The organism is Mesorhizobium sp. M1A.F.Ca.IN.022.07.1.1 (genome assembly GCF_003997575.1).
Lineage (GTDB): Bacteria > Pseudomonadota > Alphaproteobacteria > Rhizobiales > Rhizobiaceae > Mesorhizobium.
In genome coordinates, this window is the sequence record NZ_RZST01000170.1 from 1 (window position 1) to 12,318 (window position 12,318).

Annotated in this window: 13 protein-coding genes; 3 read left to right on the forward strand and 10 right to left on the reverse strand. The window is 60.6% G+C overall.

Going from position 1 to position 12,318, the window contains the following annotated elements; all coding sequences use genetic code 11:
* The 5 genes from EOA75_RS19040 to EOA75_RS19060 all read right to left on the reverse strand — a co-directional run.
* Positions 1-342: hypothetical protein (locus EOA75_RS19040; RefSeq protein ID WP_206517011.1), on the reverse strand; the 342-nt coding region annotated here is incomplete at its 3' end.
* Between the two features lie 506 nt (positions 343-848).
* Entirely contained in the window at positions 849-1,094 is a 246-nt protein-coding gene (locus EOA75_RS19045) for a hypothetical protein (RefSeq protein WP_067000612.1), read from the reverse strand.
* A gap of 98 nt (positions 1,095-1,192) precedes the next feature.
* On the reverse strand, positions 1,193-2,662 hold the full coding sequence (locus EOA75_RS19050) for a winged helix-turn-helix domain-containing protein (protein WP_245466676.1): 1,470 nt from the start codon (positions 2,660-2,662) through the stop codon (positions 1,193-1,195).
* 174 nt (positions 2,663-2,836) lie between these two features.
* On the reverse strand, positions 2,837-4,792 hold the full coding sequence (locus EOA75_RS19055; RefSeq protein ID WP_245466677.1) for an HWE histidine kinase domain-containing protein: 1,956 nt from the start codon (positions 4,790-4,792) through the stop codon (positions 2,837-2,839).
* A 384-nt stretch (positions 4,793-5,176) separates the two neighbouring features.
* Entirely contained in the window at positions 5,177-5,422 is a 246-nt protein-coding gene (locus tag EOA75_RS19060) for a hypothetical protein (protein ID WP_095824759.1), read from the reverse strand.
* A 155-nt stretch (positions 5,423-5,577) separates the two neighbouring features.
* Here EOA75_RS19060 and EOA75_RS19065 point away from each other — a divergent pair, with 155 nt between their 5' ends.
* The gene (locus tag EOA75_RS19065; protein WP_067329933.1) at positions 5,578-5,946 is read left to right on the forward strand and encodes a hypothetical protein; all 369 of its coding nucleotides are present in this window, start codon (positions 5,578-5,580) and stop codon (positions 5,944-5,946) included.
* A gap of 266 nt (positions 5,947-6,212) precedes the next feature.
* On the forward strand, positions 6,213-7,106 hold the full coding sequence (locus EOA75_RS19070; protein WP_127324898.1) for a lipid kinase: 894 nt from the start codon (positions 6,213-6,215) through the stop codon (positions 7,104-7,106).
* Positions 7,107-7,116: 10 nt separating this feature from the next.
* On the opposite strand, the gene EOA75_RS19075 is transcribed toward EOA75_RS19070, so the two are convergent.
* The 3 genes from EOA75_RS19075 to EOA75_RS19085 are packed head-to-tail and all read right to left on the reverse strand — an operon-like array spanning position 7,117 to position 8,412.
* Positions 7,117-7,341, reverse strand: a complete 225-nt coding sequence (locus tag EOA75_RS19075) for a hypothetical protein (protein ID WP_067329928.1) — start codon at positions 7,339-7,341, stop codon at positions 7,117-7,119.
* Between the two features lie 44 nt (positions 7,342-7,385).
* Positions 7,386-7,901, reverse strand: a complete 516-nt coding sequence (locus EOA75_RS19080) for a metallophosphoesterase (RefSeq protein WP_067329925.1) — start codon at positions 7,899-7,901, stop codon at positions 7,386-7,388.
* Positions 7,902-7,947: 46 nt separating this feature from the next.
* Positions 7,948-8,412, reverse strand: coding sequence for a hypothetical protein (locus EOA75_RS19085; protein ID WP_067329922.1), 465 nt, complete (start codon positions 8,410-8,412; stop codon positions 7,948-7,950).
* 1,369 nt (positions 8,413-9,781) lie between these two features.
* On the opposite strand from EOA75_RS19085, the gene EOA75_RS19090 reads away from it, so the two are divergent.
* Positions 9,782-10,015 carry a hypothetical protein gene (locus tag EOA75_RS19090; protein ID WP_067329916.1) on the forward strand — a complete coding sequence of 78 codons (234 nt, stop codon included), beginning with the start codon at positions 9,782-9,784 and terminating at the stop codon, positions 10,013-10,015.
* 109 nt (positions 10,016-10,124) lie between these two features.
* On the opposite strand, the gene EOA75_RS19095 is transcribed toward EOA75_RS19090, so the two are convergent.
* Both EOA75_RS19095 and EOA75_RS19100 read right to left on the reverse strand, forming a co-directional pair.
* A complete protein-coding gene (locus EOA75_RS19095) occupies positions 10,125-11,558 on the reverse strand; it encodes an aldehyde dehydrogenase family protein (RefSeq protein ID WP_127324899.1) in 1,434 nt (477 codons plus the stop codon).
* A 122-nt stretch (positions 11,559-11,680) separates the two neighbouring features.
* Positions 11,681-12,178, reverse strand: a complete 498-nt coding sequence (locus EOA75_RS19100) for a GAF domain-containing protein (protein WP_067000588.1) — start codon at positions 12,176-12,178, stop codon at positions 11,681-11,683.
* Between the last annotated feature and the right edge of the window lie 140 nt (positions 12,179-12,318).

Consider the following 12,318-nt stretch of genomic DNA (forward strand, 5'->3'; position numbering starts at 1 on the left):
GGTTGCGTCGTATGTGTCGTCAAGCGCAACGTAGAAGGTTCCAGACAGGATCGTCGCGAAGCGGGAATCGAGGTGCAACAGCGGCATGCCGTGTTGCTGCGGCTCAAGCCGCAGCAACACGGCATGCAATCCAGGCTTCGTCGCATTCACATGGGGCACCGTAGCGTTCTGGCCGTTGACCCGGGACATGCCGGTCGTCTCGGACGTGCTCGTGGTGATGGAGGGTTCCCGGGGCCTCGCAACAGCGAGTGGCATTTGAGCGTCCGCTGCCTGGACTGCATTCATTCCCGCTGGCGACAGCAAGGCCGCGGCGAACATCAGGTACCGGAAAGCCGACTTCATCGATCGCTCCTTGGTCGAAAGGCAACTCTTAGGGGAGCCGACCAACTCCCTATTCAACTTCCCTGGGCAAGCAGTGCCTTCTGCCTCCAGCCCGCAATCGAGGTCCGCTGCAGCGTGGGCCCGATCGCGCGTTCCCGACAGGCATCGATGTCTGCTCCATCGGTCGTCAGGCACGCAGCCCTGCTTCGCTGGTGGCGTTGAGAGCAGAGGCGTTCTGAACGACCCATCGCCCAAAAAGGTTGTACGCGTCCAATTTGGAAAACGCAGAAACACTCATCACCACGGTGAATAATGTGCGGCTTCAGGCTCAACCGGCTGGTCGGTCTTCCAAGCCAATATGCTGCAGAGGAACGCCACTCGCGTGCGCAGGGCCGCGAGCGGCGAGATCAGGATCAGCAGCAGGAAAGGCTCTCTTCCACTACCGTCTTTCCCCCTCATCAAACTGCCAGTCCCGGCTTCGCTGCGACCGGGCGCGTTCCTGCCGCTGGAGGATGAGCGCACGACTCCTAGCCGTTGAAGGCGGGCAACGGCTGCGAAACGGTGAGACTTGCGGAATATACCGGCCTGCCGGCTTCGTCATGAACGGCAACGGTCACAGTCTCATCCAAGTCGCTTGAGGCGATTTCGTCTGCGGCGATATCGTGAAGCGCCTTCAGCGCTTCTCGTCGCAGGTCGGTGAGGTTGCCGAGGTCGACCCAAGCATCGCCGAGGCTTTGCCCATTTCGGAAGACTTCGAACAGATAGTTCGGCATGCATTATTGTGGGCCGCACGAGGTGCACCCGCATTCAAATTTGAGATGGGAAAGCATCTACCCCTCCGAGTGTGAAAATAGCCTTCCCTGGGGTGCGTTCAGGCGGGAAAACCGGCCTTTCTGAAGCCTGATGTGAAAAGCCCGAGGGCGACATGGTCGGCGAACGGGAGATTTGAAATCAGCCGGAGAGTCAGGTCGTGTTTCCTGGTCAGTGCTTCCTCGACTTCAGCGCGCGCCTTCTCCGCCTCGCCTAAATGTGCGTACGACGCTGCGAGGAAGGCATGGACGAAGAACTGGTCGCCAGCCTTCTGATACGAACCGACGGCTTCCGAGTACCTTCCAAGCAGGAACAGGGAGCTACCCTTCACCTCCCAGATCCACATCGGTGGTACCGGGTCGCGCAGGAGCGCTGTTTCGAGCACGTTGAGCGCCGCCTCGGCCCGTCCGCCGTAGTTGAGCCAGCTTGCGTAATCCCCCGCTATGTTCACGTCCAGCGGGTTCAACGAGCGCGCTCGCTCGAAATGCACTCCCGCATCGCTGTGTTGGCGCATGTGGGTAAGCACCAGCCCCATGCTCTGATGACAGACGCCATCGCTCCTGTCGAGAGCGAGCGCCGTTCGAGCGGCGTCCCAGGCCTTCTGTAGCGTCCGCAGATCGTTGTCGTACCAAAATCTGCCGACGAGGGCCTGCGCCAGGAAGGCGTGACCTTGAGCGAATGCCGAATCGAGCTTGATACACTGCGCGAAGAGGGGCTCGGCCTTATCCAGTTCATATCGGTAGAAGTGCGCGCGCCCCTGCAGGTAGTAGTCGTATGCGTCCCAATCGGTCGGACGCTTGCGTCTGCTGCGGCTCGCAGAATCGGCCTCCGCTTGGCCTTCGACCATCGAGGCGATAAGAGCCGCAACCTCGTCTTGCAATGCGAAGATGTCGTTGAGGGCCCGGTCGTACCGTTGGGCCCAAAGGTGGGTACCGGTGGCGGCATCAATCAATTGTGTGGTGATCCGAATGCGATCACCGAGCTTTCGTATGCTGCCTGCGACGAGGTAGCGAACTCCGAGCTTGCGGTGGGCTTCGGCAGTGTCCAATGCGGGGTGACGGAACTGAAACGATGAATTGCGTGCGATGACGAGCAGGGAGCGGAACCTGGCCAGCTCCGTAATTATGTCCTCGGTTATGCCGTCGCTGAGATACTGCTGGTCCGGATCGCCGCCCGAGTTGACAAAGGGCAGCACCGCGATCGACGGCTTGCCGGGCGGTGGGATCGCTCCGTAGGACGCGCTCGCCACCGGCTCGACAGCCCCCGTAAAGCGGTACCCGAGGCGAGGCACTGTGGCGATCCACTCACCGCCGTTATCAGCCGGACCGAGTGCCTTTCTCAGCGTCGCGATTTGGACGGTAAGGTTGCCTTCCTCAACGGCGGTGCCCGGCCAGGCAGCGTCCATCAGCTCGGCCTTCGTCAGGATCTCACCGGGCCGTGCGGTAAGCGCAGCAAGCAGCGTCAGCCCACGATGCCCAACAGTGATCGGGATCTGGTCTTTAAGAAGCGTCCCCATGTCGGGATCGAGCACGAACGGACCGAAGGCGATGCGACACCGCTGCATTTGGGCATATTAGACGTTTGGAAGTTGTCGGAACAGGCACCCCCTAAATTCCCGGGCCAAACTCTCCATTCCTTCCTAGGTGGTAGTGCTGAAAGACGTCGCGGGTCTCGTCGCCGTCTGGTGTTTGCGTCGGCACTTACGCTACTTGCTGCGGTCCAATCCCACCTTAAAAATGCAACGCAGCCCGGAGCGATCGTAGACCAGCTCAACCCCGCCCGTTCTTTCGCTGTCGAACACTCGCTGCAGGAGTTGCGTACCAAAGCCGTGTTTGCCAGGCACGACCGGCGGGCCGCCTTGCTCGCACCATTCGAGGACCAGAATTCGGCCCCCATCTGCGTATTCCAACCGCCACGAGATCGAGACCGATCCGGTAGGATTGGAGAGCGCCCCATATTTGATGGCGTTCGTGGTAAGTTCATGAATGGCCAGTGCGAAGGAAAGCGCCACGTTCGAGGGCAACCAAACCGGCTCGCCTGTGAGATCGAACCGATCGAGAGAGGCATGCGGGTCGATCGAGGCGGCAATGAGCGTGCTGAGATCGGCACCGCTCCAATTCTCCCGGGTGAGGATATCATGCGCTTGTGCCAGCGAAACCAGCCGGGCCGAAAGCGCCTCCTTTGCGAGCGCGAGGCTGGTTGCGCTGCGCATGGTCTGGCTCGCGATTGCCTGAACTACGGCCAGCGTGTTCTTGACCCGGTGGTTTAGTTCATTGATCAACAGTTGGCGCTGCTCCTCACTCCGTTTGCGCTCGGAGATGTCGAGGCTGATCTGGACAGCGCCTATTACCGAGCCTGCCGCATCGCGGACGGGCCGCGCGCTGGAAAGCAGGTAACGTTGCACCCCGGATGGCAGCGTATAGGCGAATTCCTCACTGTCAGTTTCCTCGCCGCGCATGGCTCTGCTCAGCGGACGGTCTTCCCGGCTGATGGTCTGGCCGTCTTTGTACGCCAGCGTTTCGATCACCAAGTCGGGCGTCCCAAAGGATCTCCGGGACTCCGTCGACAGGCCCATCAGTTCCGCCGCGAACCGGTTGCGGATCACCTGTCGCGCTTGCGGATCATAGGTGAACCAGACCGCCACCGGCGCCGTATCCAGAACGGTTTCCAACTCGCGCGTGCGTTCCGCGATTGCACGGCCGGCTTTGATCATGGCTTGGGCAATCGTGTCGAACTCGGCGACAGACGTCGACATAGGTTTGACCTCGCTCCCTTTGCCGAGCGCATCGGCGCGCGCGGCGAGATCGACTGTGGCCTTGGTGAAGGTTTTACCGACTACGTAGCCCAGAGTGAGCGAAAAAAGCAGCGCTGTTAGGCCTGTTGCACCAATCTGTGCGAGAGACCACCAGAGAGGTGCCTGAACATCAGAGAGCGGAACATTTGCGGTGTAGAACCAGTCCGAATAGGGCGATCGATAGTACCCGGCCAGCAGCGTGGTGCCTTCGAAATTGCGAGATCGGAACGTACCGGAGCGGCCGACAACCTTTGCTAAATATTCCGGCAAACCGGGCTTGCCGGTCACCTCACCATGCAACTTGGACCTTGCAACGTAGTTGCCCTCACGATCACCGACAGCGACCGTCCACCCCGCTGGGACCGCGGGCAGCATAGCAAGGCGAATGCGTTCCGTCGGGACCGACATCGAAAGCAGCAACGACTGGCCTTTCGAGCCCGACACTTGTCTGGTGACCGCGATCCGGTATGCGTTCGATCGCGGCGCGGCGAACACGTTGCTGACCAGCACGCCAGCAAGATCCAGGTGCTCGCGCTCCTCGGGCGTCAGGGGTTCGGCCGAAGGCTCGGAGCCCTTGGCGGATTGAGTGCTTGCCAAGGCGCGGCCACCGAGATCACGCAGCGTGATTACCTGATCCGTACCCTGGACGAGGCGGCTCGCCTCGTTGCTAAAAGCCTGCAGATCATCATTGGCGAGAGCAGGCGACTTGGAGAGCCCTTCCAGAAGGGTCTTGAGATTGACGAGTTCGCCATCAACGACCAGCGACACCTGACGAGCAATCCAAAGCGCCTCCTGCTCGATACGAGACTGCTCATGCAGGGCGTAGGCAACGAACAGATAGGCAGCAAACAGCCAGACCGGCAACACGGCCGCTGCGATTAGTCCAAGCAGATGGGCTCGTACCGATCGACGAGGCAAATCTGTTTCCCTGTCTTCCCCAATACTGCAAGCTTAGCCGCAAGCTGGCGAACGACAAGCTTAGATTAACACTGCTGAACATGGCCAAGCTCGAAGGCCGCTTGGCGCCAGACAATGCGGCTAAGCGAAAATCACTGAGTTGCAAAGAGTCCCGCCCGAGGGGTGGACAGAGGAGCCACGCGGGAACCAGAGCTTGGTTTTGCCGTCATTTCCGGCTCGGCGGGCCAGCGTATCTCGTCGCCTTTCATTCGAGGGACGAAAAGGTGACGTACCCCTTCGCCGGCAAGACGGTACGCCTCCCTAGATGGATAATAAGCGCGCCCGAGCGCGGGGTCAGCCCGAGCGGTCTGCGCTACAGCGAACGCGATACCGTCGGGATGGCGGCAGACTGACAATTGCCGGCTTGGTCTTGCATGCGCCGCTGCGCTGAACCAACAGGAGTTTTCTGGATTGCTCGACCAGTCTGGAGCTCTTGGCAATCATCACTCGCGTCTGGTCGATCAGCTCTAGATAGCGCATCTCCTGCTGGCGGAGTTGGATCAGCAAGCGGCGACGATTTTCCCTCTTCATTGCCTTCATCAGATTCCCTTCTCATCATCCGACCGGCACCGACAAGCTTGAGCAGACTGCGGCCTTGCTGCATGTAAGCGGGCAAGAAACTCGCTGCATTAACCTTTGTGATTTGCGCCTCAAAACCACAACGGAACGACGCGGGGGATTTCGCGTTGTGGGCAATGCTTCTCCACGACCACATCAGCATGGCGCGGCGCCACGTCCGACAGGGCGAGCGGCACATCGCACGTCAGCACGAGCGGATTGCCTGCCTCAGAACCAGCAGGCTGCCGATCGAGGATGCATTGAGGCTCCTGAGCCTGTTGGAAGAGGTTCACGCATTGCAGCGGCAGCACCTGTCGCGACTGCTATCGAAATCGGCCGGTAAAGCAGTCTCGGAGCTTTCGGCCGAGACGCAAGTGGTGGCGGGCCGGAATGACGTGATTGCGATTCCCGAGCCCATTATCGGGCTCGGGCTGGAGCTGGAGCAAGCGCTTAAAGAAATCTTGAGCGAGTCGGCCGCCAAACCTTCCAAGGACAAACTTCACTAGCCAAGGCGGCTCTCTCGCTCCTCGGGAGTCCTACTGCAAAAAGCGGATCGCTTCAGCCCGCCTTCTCAAGAAAGCGCTTCGCCATAGCCAATGTGGACCTTTTGCCCGCGAATTATCCGACGCCGCAGGCGCGCTACGCTCTCCGTCGCTTAGAAACCGCGCGCCATAGGCGGGGCAGGTGTGACGTTTCGCGTCGGTTTGCGGTCGAAATCCGGAAGCAGCCACCCTATTTGCGTTGAGCCATGATCAGTCGGACCGATCTTTGAATGAGCGAAGCAGCCAAAAGGCGCGCGTTGCTGCTCCTCAATCCCAAGGCTCGGCGCGGCCAGGAGATGCTCGCGCCAATTGTGGAGCGGCTGGGGCGAGGTCGGCTTTCCGTCACCGTTGAGATGTTCGAGGCGTTGCCTGAAATCGCTCGAGACATCGTTCGCTTACGCCATATGGCCGATCTTGTGGTCGTGTGCGGTGGCGATGGTTCGGTGTCCTCGGCGGCGACGGCGATCATGGAAAGCGGCCTGCCGATGGGCATCATTCCTATGGGGACGGCGAATGACCTTGCTCGTACGCTCAACATTCCGATGGATCTCCTGCAGGCCGCCGATGTGATCGCGCGAGGCCGAACCCGACTGATCGATGTCGGGACGGTCAACGGTCATGCCTTTTTCAATGTCGCAAGTATCGGACTCAGCACCGAACTGGCGCAGGGTCTTGACCCCGCACTGAAGAAGCGCTTCGGCAGGCTGGGCTATGCGCTGGCGGCGATGAAAGTGTTGACCCGGGCCGCGCGGTTTCACGCGAAGATTATCGAGAAAGGCGCGGCGATCGAGGTGGAAACCTACCAGATCGCGGTTGGAAACGGTCGGCACTACGGCGGCGGCAACGTCGTGGAAGAAACGGCCGAGATCGATGACGGACATCTCGATCTCTATAGCTTGGAAATGACGAACCTCTGGAAGCTGGCGCTGATGCTCCGCTCTTTCCGTTCTGGAACGCATGGCGCATGGCGTGAGGTGCGCACGGCCAGGTGCGTCGAGTTCGACATCGAGACGCGGAAGGCGATGCCGGTCAACACCGATGGCGAGATCGTCACGTCGACACCGGCCCATTTCAAGGTTCACCCAAAGGCGATCTCGGTCTTCGCGCCGGATCGCGCCGTGTGAGCGCCCCGTCTTACGGTTTGATCAGTTTCCAGTGCCTCGCCTTGCGCTCGATCAGCGGCAGAGCACGAATGTGCTCGCCGTTGAGGAGAGAAGGTCGAAAGCGACGAAGGCGAGCCTGGGCGTTCCAGGTCATGCGCGAATGGATGGCATGGAAGTTCGGCCGTCCGTCGGGATCCCGCGTGATCATCTCGCCGTCGATGATGAAGGACTCGGGTGTTCGGTTAGCGCGGTCCAAAAGAACGGCCGCCCCTGATGCTCTCGCTGGCCGGCTGACCTACTTTAAGCTAGCGAAGCTTGCGCCCGGGCACCGCCTTTTTGGATCAATGCTGGAAGCGGGACCGGCCGAAAGTTCCAAGCATCTACGCCAACGTCGTACTGGCGTGGAAGCGGCTTAAGCTTCCCATGCGAGTGACCGTGCAAATTGATCGACTTCTTGCCCATCTGATTCCAGGTGCGGAACGGATAGTGGCACAGGATGAGAAGCACCCCATTGAACCTGAGTTCCGCGTAATGCTGAATACTGGCCCATCCGTCGGCGGCGGTCGTTTCGTCCGGGTCATTGTTGCCAATGATCAGGTTCTTGCGCCCATTGAGGCGCGACAGAAGTGCCTCCCCGCCTGCTTTGCCGTGGCGCGCGAAGTCGCCAAGATGCCAGACCTCGTCGTCAGGCGTGACGGTCTCGTTCCAGAAAGAGATCAGCGCTTCGTCATGTTCGGCAAGCGATGCGAAAGGCCGCCGGTCAATCCGCAGGATGCGGGCATCATTGAAATGCGTGTCGCTCGTAAAAAATAGCATCAGGGCATGCCGGCAATGCAGATCGAAACCCACCCTGGGCCTAAGGCTAGCAGCCTTCGGCCCTTAGGGATCTTACCATTCGCACAATGATCCGATCATAAGGCGTTTTCTCCGATCTGCTGTAGTTGATCGTGAAAAGCGCGGCGCGGTCATCACAGACCCTGATGGCGCGAACATATCGGATCTCGCCGTTGTTGATCCCTGAATAGCTGGCCCAGGTCGAGGTCAGGCGCCGGTACGTCAACTTCCAGCCGGCCTTTTCGTCTTCCAGCATGCGATGCTCGATCTCGGCCCGAAAGCTGGCTCTTCCAAGTCTGGCGCCCCACACGGCAAGAAACGCGTCTTGTTCGCCTTGGAATGCAGCACCCTGATCCGAATGCTGGGTGAGGACGAAACCAGGCGGAACATCGAATGTGAAGCCCAGTTGCCGGACCCCAAACGGCTGCCACTCCTGGGCCTGAAGAGAGGCGGTGCAAAAAAGAAAAGTAAATATACTGAACGCAACCCGCATCGGCTTGATTTAGCGCCGCTTCAAAGGGCGTCCAGATCAGTTGGGGCCCCCCGGCCCACCATCTGGTGATCCATCGCAGAGCTGCAGCGGCGTTCGGGCCATGATCTCGACGGACAAGCCTGGCTTGGCGCAAGTGTGTCGCCGGACTTTGCGGGAAGCTGCCGTGGACCCGCAACCGTCGATGCGGCACACCAGCCGCCAAGCTAACCCCAAGCCTGAATCGGCCGCCGTTCAGGCCCGAGCGGAAAAACTGGGGCGCAGGTCTGCTTCAGGAAAAGCTGGGCGTATACGTCCCGTTCTTCGGCTGTGATGCCTTGCTCGCGAGTCAATTGCTTGAAGGCTTCTCGCAACTGATCGAGGTCGAACGTTGAAATGTGTTTGGAGGTAGTCATTGCGCACCTAGGGGTGATGTTCCACTCATTTCTTGGCAGCTCGCGAGAGGCCTTGCGAAGGCTTGGCTTCCTGTCGGGTTCGCTTGCGCTGCTGTCTCCCAACGCGACGGCAATAGCCGACGCCACGTCGCACCGAACTGCGTTCAGCGAGGCTTGTTCCGCTGAACGGCTTGTCTTCTTTCTAATATTAGCAAAGTCTTTATGAAGGTCCCGCCGGCCCACGACTCGTTAACCATGGCAAAGGGCTTGAGCATTGGGCGACGAAGTGCATCGATGCAATCATCATTCAGGATGACGGCCGGGCCGGTCTGTCGACCCCATCACCATCCCTACTCGATCCCAACGCCCCCCGAAAAGAAGGCCAAAGACATGGTGGATCTTATCTGGGAGCTGGCAGCGTTGCTGGTGATAGGAACGGGTAGACCAGCGGACTCTTAAGTCCGCCGGTCCTGGTTCGAATCCAGATTTGCAGCTAGAACTTCGTGTGAGAATTCAATTGCTTGGGATATGTCGTTTGCCGGCATCGCTGTCCGCGAGCTTCCCATACGACGATATATTAGCGAATTAACGAATCGTAGACCACGCTGTCCTATTCTGGGACAGCGCGGACACTACCCATCGGCCGCGCAGGCGGCTCCGGCTTTCAGGCAACCCTACCCCTGGCCGGAGCCGCCACCTTTTACATACTAGCAAGGGTTGAATCAACCCTTACCAAGCATCCTTACTGGTGCATTTTGCCGATCGTTAGATTTTGAAAATGTCGAGGATGTTAGCCGTGCCGCGCGGGGATGATCTGCCTCCGCCGCATCCGATAGCATCCGGGAATCCGCCCCAAAGCCTTCACCGATCATATTAGCGATCAACGATGTATTAACGACTAAGGCGCAGCCTTGCCGGATCGGGGACGAGAACCGCCCCCTGATCGACGATCCGGTACTTTATGTGCCGAGACGTTCGACCGATGCGGAGCCAAACGCATGAGTGTCGAAACAGCGCTGGCGCAGCTGTTGCGCATGCTTCACCGTCGAGCCTTGAACTTGGCGGCGTTGCCGGACGATGAAAGACTTGCTCATTACGACCTCATCCGCCGCTCGTGCTGCGGAGCAGCCGAGCAAATCGGCCAGAGTCCCGATAATGCCGCCATCACGGCAAACAGCGTGGTTGAATTCACCCGCGCCATGGTGGGCATCATCGAGGCAAGGCGCGGGTAAGAAGGCGGCGAGGAAGAGCTGATCGGCTGTCGCGGCAAGCGGCTCATGGCAAATGGCAAAGCCGAGATCGCGCCCTTTCCCTATCTGCCTGCGCCGGCCTCTGCTCCGCCTACTCCGCCGCCGCGTATCCCGCGATGCCCTTGATCTCCAGAAAATCCTCGAGACCGTATTCGGCATATTCGCGGCCGTTGCCGGACTGCTTGTAGCCGCCGAAGGGCAGGCCGGCGTCCCACGTCGGATAGTTGATATAGACGTTGCCGGAGCGCATGCGGGCCGCGGCCTGGCGCGCCTTCTCGATGTCCTTGGCCTGGATGTAGGAGGCGAGGCCGAAGACGGTGTCGTTGGCCAGCTCGATCGCCTGCTCGACCGTGTCGTAAGGCATGATCGACAGCACCGGCCCGAAGATTTCTTCGCGCGCGATGCGCATGTCGTGCGTCACGTTGGCGAAGACGGTCGGGCGGACATAGTAGCCGCGGTTGAGCTCGGCCGGACGGCCGGGGCCGCCAGCGATCAGGGTCGCGCCTTCGTCGATGCCGCTCTGGATCAGGTCTTGAATCTTGTCGAACTGCAGCTGGCTTACCACCGGGCCGAGCTTCGTTCCCGGCGCGTCGGCCGGCCCGACGGTGAGTTTCTCCGCCGCCGTCCTGGCATAGCCGGCGGCCTCGTCATGCCGGTCGCGCGGCACGAACATGCGGGTCGGCGCGTTGCAGGACTGGCCGCTATTGCCAAAGCAGCCGGCCACGCCCTTGGTCACCGCCCTTTGCAGATCGACGTCGGGGAACAGGATGTTGGCGGATTTACCGCCGAGCTCCTGATGCACACGCTTCACCGTGTCGGCGGCCGCCTTGGCGACGAGGATGCCGGCCCGCGTCGAGCCGGTGAAGGACATCATGTCGACATCCGGATGGCTGGCCAAAGCCTGCCCGACAGTTGGGCCATCGCCGTTGACCAGGTTGAAGACGCCCTTCGGCACACCGGCCTCGTCCATGATCTCTGCGAAGATGATGGCGTCGAGCGGCGCGATCTCCGACGGCTTCAGCACCATGGTGCAGCCGGCGGCGAGCGCCGGGCCGACCTTGCAGGTGATCTGGTTGAGCGGCCAGTTCCAGGGCGTGATCAGGCCGACGACGCCGATCGGCTCCTTGACGATCAGCGAGGAGCCTTTGACATGGCGAAACTGGAAGGTCTTCAGCACCTCGGCCATCTTCTCCAGATGCGCCTGGCCGACGCCGACCTGGCTGTCCAGCGCCATCTGGCGCGGCGCGCCCATCTCGCGCGAGACGGCGAGCGCAAGGTCCTTGCTGCGCTTCTTGTAGACCTCGATGACGCGGTTGAGGATGTCGAGGCGCTCCTCGACTTCACTGAAGCCGAAAGTGGCCAAGGCGCGCCTGGCGGCAGCGACCGCCTTGTCGACATCGGCCTTGGTGCCCAGCGAGATCTGCGCGAAGGCGTCTTCGTTCGACGGATCGATGACGTCGAAATTGTTCGGCACCACCGGATCGACCCACACGCCTTCGATATAGAACTGCAGATTGTGCGACATATCTTCTCCCTTCGGCGCGCTTGGCGAGCGTCATATTCCGCCAGAGATAACGACGCGCGTATGGCAACGCAAGACAGGGTCGTTGAGCCAGCGGCGGAGCCGTACCGCAGTCCGCTAAGAGTTCAGTCCTCAAAGGAACTGGCGGCCACATAGATCGCGGCAAGCTTCTCGATGCCGGCCTGGTCTTCCTTGTCGAAGCGGCCTGGCAGCGGGCTGTCGAGATCGAGCACGCCGAAGATGCCTTCGTCGTCGCGCAAGAGCACGACCAGTTCCGAGCGCGAGTCGGCATCGCAGGCGATGTGGCCGGGAAAATCGTGCACGTCCTTGATCAGCATCGACATATCGAGATCGACCGCCGTGCCGCAGACGCCCTTGCCGACCGCTATGCGCACGCAGGCCGGCTTGCCCTGGAAGGGGCCGAGCACCAGCTCTTCGTCGGATTGAAGGAAATAGAAACCCGCCCAGTTGAGGTCGGGCACCATCTGGTAGATGAGCGCCGAGGTGTTGGCGGCGTTGGCGATCGAGTCTCGCTCGCCTTCCAGCAGCGCTTTCAATTGCCTGGCCAGCTCATCGTAGAAGGCCGGCTTGTTGCTCGTGTCGAGGGCCGTTGCCGCAAACATCCTGGTCGTTTCTCCGTTGCTAAGGCGCTGAAGCGCCCGCTACAGTTTGGCCTTATCTGCCACCAATGCTGCGCGCGGGAAATACACAAGTCGTGAGCGCCATTCTCGCCAACCGAAAACGCGACCGCGCGCAGCATTGG